General features: G+C 59.4%; 13 protein-coding genes and 1 pseudogene. 2 read left to right on the top strand and 12 right to left on the bottom strand.

Going from position 1 to position 17,455, the window contains the following annotated elements; genetic code table 11:
* Positions 1 to 42 precede the first annotated feature (42 nt).
* From B2Y33_RS20870 to B2Y33_RS20835, 8 genes and pseudogenes are all read right to left on the bottom strand, one after another.
* Positions 43 to 174 (bottom strand): annotated as a pseudogene (locus tag B2Y33_RS20870) (IS630 family transposase); the annotation flags it as partial.
* Positions 175 to 598: 424 nt separating this feature from the next.
* The gene (locus B2Y33_RS20865; protein ID WP_306303013.1) at positions 599 to 1,177 is read right to left on the bottom strand and encodes a DUF6088 family protein; all 579 of its coding nucleotides are present in this window, start codon (positions 1,175 to 1,177) and stop codon (positions 599 to 601) included.
* 29 nt (positions 1,178 to 1,206) lie between these two features.
* Entirely contained in the window at positions 1,207 to 1,470 is a 264-nt protein-coding gene (locus B2Y33_RS20860) for a BPSL0761 family protein (protein WP_060499449.1), read from the bottom strand.
* Between the two features lie 5 nt (positions 1,471 to 1,475).
* On the bottom strand, positions 1,476 to 1,763 hold the full coding sequence (locus B2Y33_RS20855) for a hypothetical protein (protein ID WP_054881264.1): 288 nt from the start codon (positions 1,761 to 1,763) through the stop codon (positions 1,476 to 1,478).
* Between the two features lie 785 nt (positions 1,764 to 2,548).
* Positions 2,549 to 3,739, bottom strand: a complete 1,191-nt coding sequence (locus B2Y33_RS20850; protein WP_223656450.1) for a Wadjet anti-phage system protein JetD domain-containing protein — start codon at positions 3,737 to 3,739, stop codon at positions 2,549 to 2,551.
* On the bottom strand, positions 3,690 to 6,995 hold the full coding sequence (locus B2Y33_RS20845) for an ATP-binding protein (RefSeq protein WP_082422838.1): 3,306 nt from the start codon (positions 6,993 to 6,995) through the stop codon (positions 3,690 to 3,692). Before B2Y33_RS20845 ends, B2Y33_RS20850 begins: the two co-directional genes overlap by 50 nt.
* The gene (locus B2Y33_RS20840) at positions 6,992 to 7,741 is read right to left on the bottom strand and encodes a DUF4194 domain-containing protein (RefSeq protein ID WP_177333899.1); all 750 of its coding nucleotides are present in this window, start codon (positions 7,739 to 7,741) and stop codon (positions 6,992 to 6,994) included. Before B2Y33_RS20840 ends, B2Y33_RS20845 begins: the two co-directional genes overlap by 4 nt.
* A gap of 2 nt (positions 7,742 to 7,743) precedes the next feature.
* The gene (locus tag B2Y33_RS20835; RefSeq protein ID WP_082422837.1) at positions 7,744 to 9,243 is read right to left on the bottom strand and encodes a DUF3375 domain-containing protein; all 1,500 of its coding nucleotides are present in this window, start codon (positions 9,241 to 9,243) and stop codon (positions 7,744 to 7,746) included.
* Positions 9,244 to 9,884: 641 nt separating this feature from the next.
* Between B2Y33_RS20835 and B2Y33_RS20830 the strand changes: the two genes are divergently transcribed.
* Together B2Y33_RS20830 and B2Y33_RS20825 are read left to right on the top strand one after the other, a co-directional pair.
* Positions 9,885 to 10,130 carry an AbrB/MazE/SpoVT family DNA-binding domain-containing protein gene (locus B2Y33_RS20830; protein WP_054881267.1) on the top strand — a complete coding sequence of 82 codons (246 nt, stop codon included), beginning with the start codon at positions 9,885 to 9,887 and terminating at the stop codon, positions 10,128 to 10,130.
* A 642-nt stretch (positions 10,131 to 10,772) separates the two neighbouring features.
* On the top strand, positions 10,773 to 12,503 hold the full coding sequence (locus B2Y33_RS20825; protein ID WP_104925694.1) for a dipeptidase: 1,731 nt from the start codon (positions 10,773 to 10,775) through the stop codon (positions 12,501 to 12,503).
* A gap of 80 nt (positions 12,504 to 12,583) precedes the next feature.
* Here B2Y33_RS20825 and B2Y33_RS20820 read toward each other — a convergent pair whose 3' ends face one another.
* Genes B2Y33_RS20820 through B2Y33_RS20805 form a run of 4 tightly spaced genes read right to left on the bottom strand, consistent with a single transcriptional unit; the run spans position 12,584 to position 17,455 of the window.
* Positions 12,584 to 13,927, bottom strand: a complete 1,344-nt coding sequence (locus tag B2Y33_RS20820) for an aminotransferase class V-fold PLP-dependent enzyme (protein WP_230395997.1) — start codon at positions 13,925 to 13,927, stop codon at positions 12,584 to 12,586.
* A gap of 17 nt (positions 13,928 to 13,944) precedes the next feature.
* On the bottom strand, positions 13,945 to 14,841 hold the full coding sequence (locus tag B2Y33_RS20815) for an EamA family transporter (protein WP_027914153.1): 897 nt from the start codon (positions 14,839 to 14,841) through the stop codon (positions 13,945 to 13,947).
* A gap of 24 nt (positions 14,842 to 14,865) precedes the next feature.
* Positions 14,866 to 16,092, bottom strand: coding sequence for an ATP-grasp domain-containing protein (locus tag B2Y33_RS20810; protein WP_027914154.1), 1,227 nt, complete (start codon positions 16,090 to 16,092; stop codon positions 14,866 to 14,868).
* A gap of 31 nt (positions 16,093 to 16,123) precedes the next feature.
* Positions 16,124 to 17,455, bottom strand: a complete 1,332-nt coding sequence (locus B2Y33_RS20805) for an ATP-grasp domain-containing protein (protein ID WP_206405241.1) — start codon at positions 17,453 to 17,455, stop codon at positions 16,124 to 16,126.

Here is a 17,455-nt window from a genome sequence, read left to right as displayed (position 1 = left end):
GGGCTACCCCGCACTATTAACCCGGCAATCAAATACACCAAATCATGCTGCGTAGGCGATACGTGGATGCCGGAAATAAGAACGGATTCTTTGGGGGTGTAATTGCAATCGTCTCATGACCGAGCGAACACGCCTTTCCAGTTCGTCCTGATTACGCGCTGGCAAGCCCGTACGGTGTTTCCATCAACCGAATCAAGCGTGCGAGAGCGGAGCTGAAGATCCCAGAGTCAAAGATCAGTCGTGAGCGTTTCAAACCACTGGAGGACATTTGGACCAGCGAAGCCATAGCTCTACTGGGGATGATGCCGGATACAGAAGTCGCTGACCGTTTAGGCGTCAGTAATTTTCCGGTCAAAAAAATGCGTAGGGAGCTTGGAATACAAGCGTACAAGCGACCGTTGCCCGAAATGACACCCGAAATTATCTCGGAGTTCGGGGGCCTTTCCGACGCCGAGATCGCCCGCCGGCTCAGCGTGTCGGTGAGCTATATCCGCAGAGCGCGGATAAATATGCAGAAGGGCAGCCAGCAATAGATGCAGGTCCGACTCTGATAGAGGGATAGGCAGCCAAACGGAGTGTCTGGCTGCTTCTTACCGGCTCATGTTGTCTCCAGCGCTGCGCGCATCCATTTCGGCATTCTGCAGGCCACTATTTTGCTCAGGTCTTCAGGGCTGAGAGCTTTTTTCATTACAGCAACACACTCCGGCGTAGTACCACCTTTGCCGAGATAAAACAGAGCGCTGATGGTCATCCCCACTTTGGTTCCTGCGCACTGCATCACCATCGGAGCGGCATGCACGAGCCTGATCTCGGCCTTCCCCACGAATAGAGATCGACTGGAGCCGCTCGTGTAATAGATCGGGATGACCGGCATCTGTGTACTCAGCCCGAAATGTCTCACGGCATCAGCGCCGTGGATCTGCAGCTTCCAACGGTTCTGCCTGGCAATCAGATTCACCAAGTCCCAAGGCCCAGGACGATGAACCCGACCAGTGTACTGACTGTATTTCGGCCGCATGTAGATGCCACGATACACACGCTCAAGCTCGCCACGGCGAACAAGCTGGGCGACTGCCTTGGAGATGGCCGAGCTCGAACCAAGCCCTGCAAGACACCTGATGCTGAAAGGCCTCCCCTTGCGCAGAAACTTAACCCGCTGCCTGACGAGGTGAGACACCGGCGGCTCAGAATGAGGGCAGGACATTGCTATCGTGTCGACTCCAGCGACGAGCAGAGCAACGGCTGGTGGAAGGCGATTACCCGCCGTCGGTATTCATCTTCAAGCGCTTCGTTTACCAGACATTCCTCAAGGCGCCCCAGCGAGAAAATTTGATCGGCAGATGGATAGTGCCTGAGCAGGCTTTTCGCATAGCTGCGGATATCCTGCGGTAACCCCGAATGACGGGAGAGTTCACGCAGGAACTCCTCTGTTTTGAGGATGGCGCGTGTTCTTTCGTAAGGGAGGGTCAATCTCGTTATCTCCTGGTCATGAACTCAAAGCCCCGGGTAGCTGGCTCGCCAGCGCCCGCCACCCAGCGCGCAGTTAAGCGCCGCGGCCATTGAGGCGAACGTACCAGCACGCCCTTGATTAGCTCCAGAGGGTAGAACAGCAGTCCATCAACCTGGAATTCCTGCAGGCCTTCCCGCCCACTGTGAAACCGCTCCAGATAAGGTGCAATGCCAACTAGTGTTTGCCGTGCAGAAAGCTGCAAAGCCTGCAGTATTGGGCATGCAGACCAACCCGGATCTGTGTGCTCAATCATGACTGCACTCCGTCTTGGCCTCCTGCCGCTCCATCCACTTGGCCAGGCCCCACATCGTGGTTCCCAGCGCCAGCAGGAGCCAAAGCAACCATTGAGGAACTTGATATTGGGCGCTTAGCCAGAGACCTGCCCCACCGCAAAGCATCACCACGAAAAACCATCTCATCAGCGTGCGCTCCCGATTACTTACGAGACACACGGTAACTCGATGGTCCGCTGCGCTAACGTAGATGCCGCAAATTTCGTCAGCTCCCAGATTAGGAAATGAGGGTTCATTTGACTATTTCGGCGAAGGTGTTCCTGTGATCCAAGGCGCTCGGCAAATTCCGGTGGATGCAAAACTGGGGCGAGCGCTGGACTCCCGTCGCCCTGTAAACCGCGCAGTAAGTGGTGAATTTCCCTGTGTCGCTGTCTGACCGGAATGCTGTGCGCAGGCAGTCAACCAGCCCCGACCATACGCTCCAGCGCAACCGGAAACAGCCGAGCGCTCTTGGTCGCGTCATCAGACCGGAATCTGGCGAGCGCGAGATCGGCTCGGCCATGGTGCAACTCAACTGACCGGAAATCCGTGAGCATCCCGGCCTCCGGCGCTTTAAGTCGACCGGAATCGTGAATCGCCCTTAGTCTCGTCGAGGAGGTGGAAAGGCTCGCTGCAGACCAACGCTGAAAACCGGCCGCCTAAAGCGATCAACGTTGGCAATTTCAGAGAAGGAATATCTGAAGATTGTGGTTTAAGGGTAGGCGGTCTAAGGATTACAGGGCTATTGAGCCCACCGCCAGCCGCTCTATACAGGGATCTTTCGAGCCCACTGCTCGATAGCGCGCTCAACTTGTTCCTTTGGCAGGTACTCCTGCTCAAGACGTCCTCGTTCTTGCACCAGCAGATACCGATAGAAGTCCGCTTCGTCAGCCAGCAAACCAGGTGGGGCCGAATCCAGAGCTTTGGTCGGCTCGAGGACTGCGCTCACCGGTGAGTGTTGCTCGAACAGCTCCCGTTCCATCAATAGTGCTTCGACCGTAGGTTGATGAAGTCTCGCTCGCGCCAACATAAGCAAGCCCCAAGTATCCATATCGCCCCAGTAAGCGATATGTTTACCGGCCAGGTGCGCGGACGCTAGCCACTGCAAATCGAGTCCTGAGCCCAGCACAGCCAGGGTGTCCGGTAAGTTCTCAGGCAGCAAGTGAATGCATTGCTCATTTTCCACCACGAGCAATCGCGAACCGGGAAGTGGGGTTTCGGCCAGTTCCGCAGTGGTGAGTCTGAGCCGCTTGAAGGGCAACAGTTCAGGCTGAAGGGGAACGACCAGAACCCAGTGGCTGCTTTCTTCAAAGGCATCCAGAAAAGTCGTCAGGCCTTGCTCGGATGCCGCGCCTCCGAAGCGCTCGTCGAGGAGCCAGGTCAGCAAACTGGCGTTGCGCTCGAAAAACTTGGTGTCGACGCCGTGCTCGGCAAGCAGGCGCAGCGGACGGCCTCGGGCACAGCCTGGCGACAACCGGGTGGCGAGTCGCGCCGTGGCGACGACTTCTTCGGACGGCTTCGTCAACCACAAGCTCCGTTGTGCTACCAGCAGCGCATGAAAGGCACTGTCTACCTGCTCAACCAGATACTCGAGTTGAGCGTATTCCTGGCTGACCGCTGGATCATTGGTCGCGGCAATCCATTCGGAAGGGCTACGCAAGTGCCAGCGCATCGGTAAGGAAATGGGGGACAGCCCTGCTCGGTAGCTGACGGGCTCCCAGTCGACTGTACCCACGTTCACGCTCCGCCAGTTCTCCACATGCCGGAGTACCGCCTGGATGTTGTCAGTGAATAGACGTGCCGAAGGCTTGCCGATGTTGAGGCTTTGCGGCCAGCTAGCGGGATTGAGCAAGCGTTCCAAGCGTACGCTGGAGCGCTGCCATTGTCTGGCCAGGCTGCGACTGATGTCAGTGGGCGACTTCATGCATGGCCTTGATGCGCTGTTGATGATGCTCATCCAAAGCTTCCCAGCTCAGGGAAACCAGACTGGATTCCACGCCGCGCCGATGAACGACGACTGCCGAACGCGTATGGTGGCGCAGCAGGCGCATTTCCTTGTTGGGCGTGATGAAGACAGCGTGCAGGCCGAACTCTCTCAACGCTGCAATGATCCGACCGGCAACCGCATGGGAGCTGCGCGAGAACGCCTCGTCGAGAACGATGGTGCCGAACAACGGCCGGCTGCTGCCGTCGGGACAAAGCGCATAGCTGAGTGATGCGGTCAGCACATAGGAGGCGATGATCTCCTTCTCACCACCACTACCGCCCTGAGAGCCTGTTCGGGTTTCGATGACACTCTTGCTTTCTCGATCGATCACTGAGACCGCGAACTCCAGGCGGAAGCGCGGATCCAGAAGCGCTTTGGCGCCCTGATTCCTGCTGTGCTCGCAGGCATCTTTGAGCAGCCCAACGAGCGCCTGCAATGCCTTGTAGTGACTCTCGCCTTCATCATCGATGAAGCGCGCCGAGTTCAGTTGGCGCTGAGCCTGTTGCAAGGTGCGCAGGCTTTCATGGATAACCTTCTTCGCCACCAGGCGCAGATAGCGTCCGGGCTGAAAGTCGACACGCTGCATCGTGCTATTCAGGTCATCCAGGCGCTCCTCGATCACCGAGACTTCATGGTCGATATAGCTGAGCAACTGGGTGACGCCGTCATCCGAGGAACGATTGAGGTATTCCAGGAAGCGCTTGAGTTTCTCGGGCAGGGCTTCCTCGGTCAGCACGCGAAGACGCTCCAGATACCTGGGTACGTCCACCAGTTCTCGCCCGACCTCCGCAAGCGCTCCGGTGTCCACCTTCAGAGCGTCAGACATACGTTTGGCAAGCTCTGTTTTCTGATCGCCGAGTTTATCGCCGAGCGCTTTGAGCTGCCCTTGCAGCTCACGCGTATGCTGGCGCTCCAGCTCGACAATATCGCCAAGGTCATCTGCCGTCAGGGTCGGGAAATGCGTTTGCGCTAGTTCACGCTGCGTATCGTTCAGCCCTTTTTCGGCACCACGATAGGCCTTACGGGTAGCGGATGCAGCCTGCTCGAACTGAAGTTTCAACTGACCGCACTGCTCGATGAGTTGTTGCCTCTGTCGATCCAGGGCGTCGAACAGCGCCTCAGCTTCATCCAACTCAGCCTTGATCATGGCAAGGTCGGTGTCGGGACGCGTCAGGGTTTCGAGCTGAGCATGCAGCGACGCAAGCTGACGCTCGGCGCCCGGCAAATCAATCTCCTCGAACTGCAGTTCTTCGACGCGCTGCAGCAGCGAAGCTTGATCCTCCAACTTGCGGGCATCGCCCCGGGCAGCGTCCAAGGCCAGCCTGGCAGGCGCGAGCAGTTCATTGACCTCGCCAATCTGCTCGGCCAGGAAGGCAAGACGGTCGCGGTTATCGAAGCCGGTCAGCCAGTCCTCATCGAGGCGCTTCTGATCCTGTTTGTCGAAGAAGCGTTCTTTACCCGACATCAGCCCCTGAGCCGTCATGGCGTGCGGGGTATGACGCAATTGCTCCGTGCTCTCCACGCAATGTCGGTCATTGTCCGCCAGTAGCGCCTTTATCGCTTCGCGGTACGGATGCTCCTTGAAGGTCAGCTTGCGGGTATAACCATCGTCGAAGAACACAGGGCGCGACGACGGTTCCTTGACCTCCAACAAGCGCACATGCAAGCGGTTGTGTCGTTGGTTCACCCAACGCAGTGCAGCCTCGGACGCACCCTGCGGCACCAGGATACGCAGGCGGTGGCTGCCGATTGCCCGCTCGATGGCCCCCCTCCAGGCCAGCTCCTCGGGCTTGACCTGCACCAGCTCGGCAACGAAAGGCAGGGCCGATTCATCGACGCCAAGCGTCTGCGCCAGCTCCCCTCGAAAAGCATGAAAATGCCCAGGCAGGTTCGAGCCTGGCCGTCGTTCGACCTCGGCACGCTCCTGCTGCAAGCTCTGCAGGCGGCCATCGAGTTCTTTCTGGACGATGCCGGCATCGAACGCCTTTTGCCGTGCCTCGGTAATATGCTCGCCCAGTATTTCCAGGCGTGCCGCGATCTGCTGCTGATTTTCCTCGAGTGCAGCAGCCGATAACTCATCCGCGAGTCCAAGCCCCTTGACCAAGCGTTGGTACTGCTCGGCTTTCAGGCGTCGCTTATCACGCTCCCTGGCACAATCCGCAATGCGCCCGCGTAGTTGATCTATCCCTGCGCCCCCTACACGTAGGTAGCGCTGACGATGTTGATCGACCACGCCCTTCTGGGTTTCAAGCTGCCCCCTGCATTGCGCCTGATCCAGTTCGGCCTGTTTGTACGCCGTCTCCAGCCTGTTGGTTTCGGCCAACCACAGGCGATAACCCTGCTCGGCGAACCAGACCGGAAGAATGCCTTCGAGCGCCTGTTTGTCCTGCAACTGGGCTTGCAAGACTCGGTAACGCTCCCAGCCATCGGCGACCGGCAGCAATGAGCGCTGCTGTTTTCTAGCAGTTTCCAGTTCTCGGTGAATATCGGTCAGATCATCGAAGCTGCTGGCGACTTCGGCAGCCCGCACGAAGGCGGAGCGGTCATCCAGTACCAACTCGCGAAAGATCTCATCGATGCTGTTGAGCTGCTTCAGGCCGGCAGCGCGGTTGAGCAAGGTGAAGGCGTTTTCACCCACCTCGAAGTAATCCCTGAGCCTGGCCAGGAAGGCTTTTTTACTGGGATACGGCCAGATACCCGTGCCATCCTTCTCCATCTGACGCAGCGCCCGCATGCCGCCTGCGTGATGTTGGCTGAGCCAATGCTCCAGCGTCTGCTCGGGGGACTCGCTTAACAGCCACAGTTTTTTCAGATCGGACGCCGAGGAGCTGGTGCCCTCGAACCAGAGTACAGCGCCCAGTCGCACCTGCGCACCGTCACGCTCGAGCGTGGCGGCAATGGCGGTGACCGTCTTACCCTGGCGCGCGATATGAGATTGCTCTACACCTCCGTCTCCAGGGCCGGTAACCCCGCGCACATAGGACACCAGATCACGGTCGCTTTCATGCCCACCTGTGGAAGCCAGGTTGTAGCGCGGGTTGGCGCACAGCAAGGTCATCAGAGCATCCACCAGCGTCGTTTTACCGCTACCCGTTGGGCCGATCACGGCGGTGCCTGAGGGATCGATCTCGGCACGGTGATATCCCTGAAAGCCGCCCCAGTTATAGAGTTCGATGCTGCTGAGAATGAGGGTCTCGCTGTCACGCCAGAGCAGTGCTTGCTTCACGCCTCGTCCTCCTCAGCAGCGGCAGCCGGGGTAGTCGCGCCCTCCACCTGCTCGCGCAGCCAAACCACCAGTGCCTGCAGGTTCTCCGGGTTGGCCAAGTGGGTAATGATGGGGCGGATGATGACGCGGTCATGGGCGTCCAGAGCCGACACCAAACCATGCCCCTTGAGCTGATCCAGCAGCGTGATGACGCGATTGCGCTCCTTCGCCTCACTGCCCAGCTCGCCCAGGTAAACCTGCAATTGCGGAATCAGCTCATCAACAGCTACCAGTGCCTGAGTGGCGCCCGTACCGCTTTCCTGTTCGTAGGCGATGAAATGCTGGCGCAGAATGGCGATCAGCAGGGACTGCTCCAGGTTCAGCCTTTGCCTGCGCACAAGGGGGTGCGACCAGTCATCCTGCTCGGCCACCTCGCCCTGACGAACGGTGACGAACACCAGCCCGCGAACCTCGTCGACCCCCATGGCCAGGTCGAGGGGTTCCAGGATTGTGTCGACCGCCTCGATATTGGCAAGCGCCGAGCGATACAGATTGGGCTTGTGACTTTCTTCCAGCAGCCCGTACTTGAGCATTTCCTGTACGGCCTCACGTACCCGTTGCGGCGTCCGGCGCTCATCGACCTGAACAGCGGCGCTCATAAGAGGCTGTTCATCATCCATGCCGTCATCCAACGTTATGGGCTCCACCGTCAGCTCCGTTTCGTCGGTGCCAGAGGCGCCTGCTATTCGATCGAAAATCCCTGCCATGCTCACAACTCCCAATCGATGTCCTTGAGTGCCTCGTGGTCGAGTCCGACATAAGGCAGATTGAAGCGCCAGCGTTGCTCATCCTCGTCAACTAGCTCCACGAGCTGACGCTCCTCTTTCAGCACCTCAATACCTGCCTCGCGTGCCATCGCCAACCAGAGCGCAAAGGTTTCTAGGTCGTGAGCAGGTGGAAGCAAAGACGCAAGCTCCCCGAGACTGACAGGGCGCCCCTGCTCCGCCAGCACAGCTAGGGTGTCCTGAATCAGCGCTTCACGATCCAGCCCGTCGAAGGCATCCCAGAAGTCATCATCAATCTGCTCCAACCCCGCAGGCTTCAAACTCAGATCCAGCTCGCCCGTATCATCGTCATCCAGGGTCTTGAAGCGGAGACGCTCGATTGCCGGGATACCGGTAATGGCTACGCCAACTGGTGGTAAACATGCAGGCTTACGGCGTTCTGACTGGCGTTGCCAGTCGACTCTGAGCGCTAGATTGAAGAGATCGTTGAGTAACTGTCCGACGCGATGATGCTCGGCGGCCAGCCCCGTCTTCATGAAGCCACGAACATCGCGCTCGCTTCGGGCGCGCGCTTGGAGCACAGCCTGCGACTCCCGAACCAGGCGTAACGCCAGCCAACGTAGCTCACGTTGCTGGGGACGATTCAGTGCCTTTGGAACCGCTGGATGACGAAGGATGGTGCGCAAACGCTCACGCATGGTTTCCAGCTCAGCGGACTGCCTCAGTTGCTGCTGGAAGCTTTCGAAGACACGCCCCTCGGGGGTGTTGAGTAGAGCATCTTGCCCGTCCAACAACCGATCGACGATTTCTCCACGGTGAGACTGCTCGCTGATGATCGAGTGTCGAAGGGCGCGATCCGCCTCGCGCCAAGAGTCTTCAACTCGTCGAAAGTCCGCGCGTAGGCTGGTGGCCAGGTTATATACCTCGCGTATGCCCTCTATCGCCTGCGCTTCATCAAGCACGATGACGTTGCCAGCTTCTACCTGCGCTAGCTCGTGCTCCAAATCCTGGATTCGGCGGCGCAGGCTGGCAATACGGCCAGTTGGGCTGGGGTTCAGACCCGTTTCCAGGTTTTCGATCTCGCGCTGAACCACCGAAAGGCGAGATGCTGTGGAAGTCATGATCCGACTATCCAGCGAATCTACGAACTGGATGGCTGACTCCAGCGCGTCGGTTGCATAGATACGGCCCTCTCGCTCTACGACGAGGCGCCGCTTGATCCATTCACGAAGTTCACGACCTGCTTGGAGATGCGTTGCATCTGGGTCGATTTCGTAAAGCTCCTGGCTGGCATAAGCAGCCAGCATTTCGGACAGCGCTTGCAGCGCATCCTCCATGGGGATCCCATCATGCGCCCGCTCGAATAGCGTGCGCAGGCAGCCCAATACGAGCGGAGCACGCCGCGAGGCGAGCAAAAGCCATGCTGGGTGCTGGCTGCGGGCGGATACATAGCGTTCTGAACGCTGTTGCGCGCTTTCTTCCATGACGGCCACATTGACAAAGGTTGTCTGAGAGCGAGCTTACCAAGCTAACCCGCTGCCTCATGATACGTATTTGTCCTGGCGGGTGGGCTTCGTTTAATGGTTCGCAGGAGCTGCGTCATACGAAATAGTGAGTGAAAGGCCAGGCCAGTCGAGGTTTAACGATTTATTCCGGGGGCGCACGCTGGATATTGGCGATTTGGCGGAGGGATCTGTCGTCACGAGGGTGTATTTGGCTAGTTCGGCGAAGAGATCCCTGTGAGAGTATGTGGCAGCTCAGTGGTTTTTGCGGGACTGCCACTGGCATCCTGCGGCAAGCCAGCGCAGCCACGGTGGCTATAGAGCGAAGTCTCGATGACCTATCAGTGAGCTGCTGGTGGATTAGCTGGGTGCGGCATGGGGATAGTGAATTTCTCCGGTGGTATTGCGGGACTTTCTGCCCATTAAGGGCGATGGTGCCTGGCAGGCCCGGAGCGAGTTCAAATGTCAGAAGCTGCGGCTGAGGTGAGGGGGGCGTCGTTACAACGCTCTGAGCCCGAGAGCTTTTTGCTATTCTGTCGACCTGCGCCGCGGGACTTCGTTGGCATCGGCTCGCCGTTGCCTCCCCCTGCGGACACTTCATTCAGCCGCTGCCTGAGGTCGAGATGCGGAATCATGTAGTGATTGAGGACTGGGACGGCGACGGTGCTATTCGCCTACCCGACGAAGTTCTGCAGGAGATGGGCGTCGACGTTGGGGACACGCTCTACCTCCTTGAGGAGTACGTGGGTACAACCCGCTGTCTGGTGCTCAGTAAGTCACCGCGCATTCCTGATCGCGTGGATGAGCTGGTTGGCCATTGGGAGTCGTTTGGCAAAGTCTCTGCCGATGTAAACGCCAAGGACGAGTGAGCTAGCTACGGTACTAATCTCGGCACATGTTGCACGGCCTTGGCCCATGCGAGGGCAGAGTCATCAGGCGAGGAAAAGCTCCTCGCTTGTGAGCTTGCCTTCGAACGCGAGACCGAAATATTTGGCATGATCAGATTTCAGCTGAGCCGCGCTCTGCTTGAGAAAGATCTCGTGGTTTGAAGCCTGAGCCGGGCGATCATGAGGTCGTATCTTATTTCCAAACCATCGTATTCCAAGCTGAACGGCTGACCATGCGATAGATCTGGTTAGTGGTCAAAGATCGAAGTTTAGAATTTCGTTTTTGTGCCCAAGGTGACAGCCCTTAAGTGCTCCCAAGAGTCATAGACTGTCGATTAGGTTATAGGTCGGAAGCCTTGCCACACGGCACTTAGAGGCACTTAACAGGACTTGCCACCAACCAAGATTCCTGTACCGCATTGCCCTCCGAAGGCAGGGGTCGTGGGTTCGAATCCCGCCGAGTGCGCCATACATGAAAAGCCCCAGGCCAACGCCTGGGGCTTTTTCGTTTGTGCGCCATGTCACACGCTTGGTACTGCCGTACCACAGGTCATTGGTGTTAGCGTGAGGGCCTTCCCGCACGACGGGGCCTCATCAATGATTGGCGAAGGAATGCGTACACTCATGCATCTGAAAAAGCTCACCTCTGTTTCCCTGCTGGCAGCCAGCATCGGCTTGTTCGCGTTGCCTGCCCAGGCCAACCTCACCCAGCAGCAGTCTGCGGCGATCGTCAAGGCGTTCGACGGCAGCGATCCGCATGACTTCAAGCAGTTTCTCGGCAAGCTCAAAGGCAGCGAACTGGCCCAGGCCGATGACCTGGGCACCACCTTGGACACCTACCTGGCCGGTAAGCCGCTGGGCGCCGAGCAGCAGAACGAGATCAATCGCCTGCTCGGGCTCTACACCCGCATCAAGTACGGCAAGGCTGCCACCCAGACCCTGCGCGAACTGGTGGCCATTCCCACGGTCACCGTCGAGGGCACGCCTCAGCATGAAAACCCCGAGTTCCTGAAGATCGCCGACAAGATCAAGGCACTGGCCGACGGGTTTGGCCTGGCTTTTCGCAACGTCGACAACCGTGTCTACGAAATCTCCCTGGGAAGCGGCAAGGAAGTGGTCGGTATCCATGCCCATGCCGACGTGGTCCCTGTCACACCGGAAAACTGGAAGCTGGCCGACGGCACGCGCCTGGACCCGTTCAAGGTCACCCTGGTCGGTGATCGCATGTACGGCCGTGGTACCGAGGACGACAAGAATGGCATCGTCGTAGCGCTGTATGCCCTGAAGGTCGCCAAGGATGAAAACCTGCCCCTGGCGCGGCAATTCAAACTGCTGATCGACACCACCGAAGAAACCAGCGGCGATGCCATCCCGTACTACTTCGAGCGCAACCCTACGCCTGACTACAACCTCGCCCTGGATGGCGGCTATCCGGTGGTCATCGCGGAAAAAGGCTACGGCACCGTGATGGCGAATTTTGCCAAGCGTGCGGCCAGCGGCCAGGGTGCCGAAATCGTCAACCTTACCGGTGGGCTTGCTACCAATCAGATCCCGTCCACCTCGGTAGCGACCTTGCTCACCGACGACGCCAGCGCACTGGCGCAGCGGTTGAACACGGCCGGTGCCGAGTACGTGAAGCAAAACGGTGGCGACTTCAGCATTGCCGCCAAACCCGACGGCAAGCAAGTGGTGCTCACCGTGACCGGTGTGTCAGCTCACTCCTCGGAGCCCGAATCGGGCGTGAACCCTGTCGCGCGCATGCTGGACTTCATCAATGGCGTGGGCAAGACGGTGCCGTTGAAGCGGAACCAGTTCACCGATGCTGCCCACTATGCGGCGGACAACTGGGGCCTGGACTACCTGGGCAAGAAGCTGGGCATCGCCTATGACGATGCATTCATGGGGCCGCTTACCGCCTCGCCAACCTTCATCGGTGTGGATGACAAAGGCTTGAAGCTGGCGATCAACCTGCGCATCCCCAAGGGCAAGGCGGTCGCGACGATCAAGGATGAAATCGCCGACAAGCTCGGTAAGTGGTCGCAGCAAAGCCATATCACGCCCGCCTACGACTACAGCCTGGACGAGCCGATGTACCGCAACCCAGAAGGCGAGTGGGTCAAGGCCCTGCTGGCTGTGGCCAGCGAAAACCTGGGCATGAAGCACGCGTTCGGTACGTCCGCCGGAGCCACCTCAGTGCACGACCTGCCCAACGGCGTGCAGTTTGGTCTGGCCATGCCCGGTGTGAAGTACACCGGGCATAACGACAACGAGTTCAAGACCGTGGACCAGTTCATGCTGGACCTGCAGGTGGTCAGCGAAATGGTGGCGCGGATCGGGCAGATGCCGAAGCTCTGAGATCCGCCTCTGCCTTTGGCATCGCTACCCGGCCTGGCAGGCCGGGCTAGCGCGCCCGGTGATCCCTGCACAGCCCTGAATCATGTCAGGCTGTGCATCACCTGCAGGGTCTTTTCAATGTCCTGGGGCGTGTTGGTGATCCCGGCAGAGAAGCGAACCGAGGTATGGCGGTAAGGTGTTGCGCTGGCAATGATGTTCTGCGCTTTCAACTTCGCCACCACGTCCTTGGGCGCCTGACCCTTAACGTCGCAGCACACGATACCCGCCGAAAACTGCGCGTCTTGGGGCGTGAGCAATGAAACATTGGGCAGTTTGGCCAGCCCTTCCTTGAGTTGGCCATTGAGTTCGGCAACGCGCTCGGCAATGCGCTTGCGGCCAATTTGCTCGATGAATCGGAACGCCTCGATCATCGCCCACTGATTCTCGAACGCCAGGAACCCTCCGGGGCTTACCCATGCCGCTTGCGTATCGCCCTGCGGCGCACGTTCCTGGCGCCAGGCATTGGCAGGCTCGGCCGCCATGATGGTGGGAATGGTCGGCATGACGTGGCGCCATTGCCCTTGGCGCCCCCACACCAGACCGGTTCCGTGCGGGCCGAGGATCCACTTGTGTGTACCGGCACTGAAGAAATCGCATCCCAGGCTGGCGACCTGCGCCTCGGAGCAGCCGAAACCATGCACCCCGTCAATCACGTACAGGATTCTCTGCGCCTCGTCACGGCCTTTGTTGAGCCGGGCCACCAGGTCGCCGATCTCCTTGACCGGCAACCGTACGCCGGTGCCTGAATGGACCCAAGTCATTGCCAGAATGCGGGTCGAAGGGCGAATGGCGGCTTCGATACGCGTCACGATGGCATCGACGCTGACGTCCTGCGGACCTTGGTAGAGATCGATGCGCCTGATGCTGCCACCCCACTTGACCACAGCCAGGCGCATCGCTTCGTCATGGGTGTACCACTCATGGTGGGTGGTGAGAATTTCCTGATCGGGATTGAGCTTGATGCCGTTGTAGATCATTGCCAGGCCCTGGGTCGTGCTGGTGGTCAGGGCAATGTCCTCTGCGCGCCCGCCCGTATAGGCGGCCGCGGTTTCGCAGACCTTGCGCCAGACCATGTCTTCGGGTTTGGCGAACATGTGGTCTTCGAGGTAGGTATAGGGGTTCTGGTCGAAGGCCTCCCGGTGCCGCGCCATGGCATCGCGCACCGGCTTGGGGTTGGATGCCAGAAAGAAGTTGGAGATATGCACATACCGTGGCGACAGCTGAAACTGCGCCCGTACCGATGCCCAGTCGGCAGGATCGAATGCCGGGGTTTCTGGCTCGGGCGCCGCAACGGCGCCTGCGCTGGACAGGCTGGCGATCATGCCGCCGCCAACCAGGGTGGCGCCCACAGCGCCCCCCATGAATCCACGTCTTCCCAAACTCATTTCGACTTCCTATCGATTCACAGTGAGGTCCGCGCAGTGCGCGCGGACAAAGCATTGAAGATGCGCTGCCCATACAGGCCGACAGCCAGACCCAGCACGATCAGGACAACGGCCAGTACCTTGCTGGTGGGCACGCTCTCGTTGAACACCAGTACCGAGCCGAGCATGCCGAAAATCGGCACCAGCAGCGAAAGCGGTGCGACGGTCGATACCGGGTACGTCTTGAGCAGCGAATTCCAGATCCAATAGGCAAACAAGGTGTTCGGATAAACCTGGAACAGAATCGACAGAATCGCCGTGCTGTCCACCTGATGGACCAGCGCGGTGTAGCCGGCACTGCCATTGACCGCGTAGTCGAGCACGAACAACGGGATCGGTGCAAAAGCGCTGGACCACACCAGGAACGCGAACACGTCCTTGGTCTTTGCCTTCTTGTTGATGACGTTGGCCACGCTCCATGCGCCAGCGCCCAGGAGTACCAGCAACACACCAGGCAATGTCACCGAGCCGTCGCTGATCGTGATGATGCACAGCAGCCCCGCTAAGGCCACCAGCATGCCCAGCACCTGAAAGCGCGTCAGTGCTTCTTTGAAGACCAACCCGCCCAGCAGGATGGTGAAGAATGCACTGAACTGCAGCACCAGCGAGGCAATGCCGGCAGACAGCCCAGCCTTGATCCCGAGGTTGACCACACCCCATAAGCCGATGCCGAACACCAGGCCGTAGCCAATGATGTAGCGCCAGGCCACATCGGGTTTGCGGATGAAGAAAATCGCCGGCAGCGCACACAGGCTGAAACGAATCCCGGCGAGGATCAGTGGGTCGACAGTGGCCAGCCCCAGTTTGATGACAGAGAAATTGATGCCCCAGATGGCCGTGATCAGAACGGCCAGCACTACATGCTGTGGTTTCATTGGCAGGCTGCCTTGAAGAAGAAGTTAAGCAACGGATGTCAGGTGCCGGGCCAGTGATACCCGCGAGAACAGATCAACCATCCAGTCGCGGGTACGCTCGGGCTCGGCGGTCTTGACGATGCCCGCCAGCGGCGCTTCGAATGCCGAGTAGGTCACGTGCCCAGGCAATGGTGCACCCGGTTCGAGCTCGTTCCACTGCACGATACAAGGGCTGCCGCGCAGTTCACCTGCGCCCTCGAGCCCAAGGAACGTGCGCTGCGGGTGAGTGTGCCCAGGGAACACGAACCATCCGTAGCCCAGGTCCGCCTGCCGGCCGCTCAGCGTCGAAAGGTCCAGTTCGCCGTCGACATAGATGCGCAGTTCCAGCGAAGGCAAATGAATCCCCGTGGCCATCTCATACGTCGCCACCACGTCAGCCCCGCCGACCCGGTTACCCACTTCGAGGAAGACCGGCCCGTCGGCGTCCATGATGGCTTCCAGGTGGAAGGCGCCGTGGGTGATCCGCACCGCGTTCAGCGCCTGCCCCACCCACTCCCGCATGGATGCGCAGCTGTCCACATGCCAGGAACCCAGCGGCGCACCCCGCTCCATGTAGTCCAGGCAGGTGCCTACGTATTCACTGGCCTGCATCGTGACGATTCGACCGTCGAGCACCAAACCGTCGAAATGGCGGATGGGGCCTGCAACGTACTCCTCGACCTGAAAATCATCGATGTGCAACGACTGTTCATGGATTTTGCGCCGGATTTCGGCGTGGGCCTGAGACGGTAAATGTACGCTGACGTCCGCGCTCGAAGCGCCGCTGTGGGGTTTCAAGACCGTTTTGCCTGCCCAAGGCACCTGGCCTTGCGCGTCCAGGTAACAGGCCAGCGACATGAACTGCGGTATGCGCAAGCCGTTGGCCTGCACCGCTTGCTTCATCAGCAGCTTGTTGCGCGCCAGGGTCACGGTCTGTAATGAAGCCCCTTCAACGCCCAATGCTTCTCTCAAGCGTGCAGCATCGAGCAGTTCGTATTCGGACATTGAAATAATGCGATCAAAGCGCTGGGGGCTACCAGACAGCCATGCCAATGCTTCCTCACTAGCGCTGGCGGTACCCGCTCGTACCACCCGCTTGCACTGCAAATCGGCAGGCAGCGTGTCGATTGCAGCTTGCTTGCCGAAATAGGTGACTTCGTGCAGCGCATGATCGATGCCACGGTGGTATTCGATTCGGGGGTAAGGCACACGGTGGAGGATCAGAATCTTCATATTATTGTTCTCGAAGCGTGGATGGCGTCGCTCAGCAAGCGGCTTTGAGCAGGGGTTCGGCAGCCAGGCTGCGCGCCACGACCTCCAGCCACTGTTCGCGCAGCGCGCTGACCAGATCACGGATATCGGCCTGGGCATCGTGCAGCGTCACGCAGGCCTGCGCCACGAAATCGCCATTATCCCGGGGCGTGGCATGGACGAGACGGCGCGCACTGGTCACCCAAGCGCATTCGAGCAAGACGACAGCGTCCTGTGCAATGCCCAGCCGCTGTGCTGCGCAGGCAATGGTTTCCACCACCAGGGCATGAACGTCGCCTAGTCGGGCCACATCGACGGTCATGTCCTGAGGCACGCCGAACATGAGGGTGGCCGCGCTACAGCTAGGCTCTGGCAGCTCCTTGGGTATGGCTGCCGAAAATACCGAGTCGATCCAGGCTGCATACAAGTCAAGCCCGTGGACAGCTTGAGCCAGCGTCCAGATTTTCATGCCTGCAGGGCGCCGATTGGGTTCGACCACGGCCGTGTTGCAGTCTTTCTCGCTGAGCTTGATCTCGTTGTGGAACGGCCCGATGCGCTGGCCGACCAATCGGTTGACCTGCTCGCCCACCACACGGATGGCCATGCGTTCCTGATGATCGAGCCGGGCCGGCAGGATCTGCGCCACTTCTACCGGGTAGCGCCCGGTGGCACTCACTTTCTCGGTGATGAACCACAACTCGCCCAGCCCGTCGTAGGAGTATTCACGGTCAAAGGGTATCAAGGCTTCGGCCAGCACGCCGCTCGCCAGGTACGGCTCTACTTCGGCAAACGCCTGGTCGCAGTCTGTACCCGGGGCGACCAGGACGACGCCCCGGTTATTGCCCTCGGTCGTGGGTTTGATGACGAAGCCGTGAGCCTGACGCCGGGCGAAGTTCTGTACGTCTTCAAGGCACCTGATGCGTTCGAAATCCGGCACCATCACGCCGAGCTGTGTAAGCAGCGGCCCGATGCGCTGCTCGCTTATCCGATAGGCCAGCTTGTCGAACGCCCCCAGTGCCAGGCGGGCGTCGTCAACGGGCAAACCAAGGCGCTCAAGCAGCGCAGCGCCACTGGCCACTGCATTGTCGGAAAACACGATGCCAGCACTGACACGCGCGGCCTCGTCGCCTAATTGCTCAAGCACGCGCTGGATGAAGTCCGGCGCCAACGGGTCTGCGTCGATAAGCCGATCGCTGATGCGCAGATCGTGCGCCTGGGGAGCGCTGCGCACCAACCAGGTTTCGGCATTCCAGCGCTCACGGGCATGGTTGCGCATGTGTTGAACGTCGCCGATACGGCTCAAGTTGTAATCCACAACCAGCAAAACGGGTCTTTGCAAGGACAT

The sequence above is a fragment of the Pseudomonas sp. UBA5666 genome (genome assembly GCF_002420785.1).
GTDB lineage: Bacteria > Pseudomonadota > Gammaproteobacteria > Pseudomonadales > Pseudomonadaceae > Aquipseudomonas > Aquipseudomonas fulva.
This window is presented reverse-complemented; position numbering and strand designations above follow the sequence as displayed.

Bases quoted from the DNA above. Each gene is read 5' to 3' on its own strand.
- B2Y33_RS20835 (WP_082422837.1), bottom strand. From the start codon at position 9,243: ATGGAAGAAAGCGCGCAACAGCGTTCAGAACGCTATGTATCCGCCCGC.
- B2Y33_RS20855 (WP_054881264.1), bottom strand. From the start codon at position 1,763: ATGATTGAGCACACAGATCCGGGTTGGTCTGCATGCCCAATACTGCAG.
- B2Y33_RS20840 (WP_177333899.1), bottom strand. From the start codon at position 7,741: ATGGCAGGGATTTTCGATCGAATAGCAGGCGCCTCTGGCACCGACGAA.
- B2Y33_RS20810 (WP_027914154.1), bottom strand. From the start codon at position 16,092: ATGAAGATTCTGATCCTCCACCGTGTGCCTTACCCCCGAATCGAATAC.
- B2Y33_RS20815 (WP_027914153.1), bottom strand. From the start codon at position 14,841: ATGAAACCACAGCATGTAGTGCTGGCCGTTCTGATCACGGCCATCTGG.
- B2Y33_RS20820 (WP_230395997.1), bottom strand. From the start codon at position 13,927: ATGAGTTTGGGAAGACGTGGATTCATGGGGGGCGCTGTGGGCGCCACC.
- B2Y33_RS20830 (WP_054881267.1), top strand. From the start codon at position 9,885: ATGCGGAATCATGTAGTGATTGAGGACTGGGACGGCGACGGTGCTATT.
- B2Y33_RS20805 (WP_206405241.1), bottom strand. From the start codon at position 17,455: ATGTCCTTGCAAAGACCCGTTTTGCTGGTTGTGGATTACAACTTGAGC.
- B2Y33_RS20850 (WP_223656450.1), bottom strand. From the start codon at position 3,739: ATGAGCATCATCAACAGCGCATCAAGGCCATGCATGAAGTCGCCCACT.
- B2Y33_RS20825 (WP_104925694.1), top strand. From the start codon at position 10,773: ATGCATCTGAAAAAGCTCACCTCTGTTTCCCTGCTGGCAGCCAGCATC.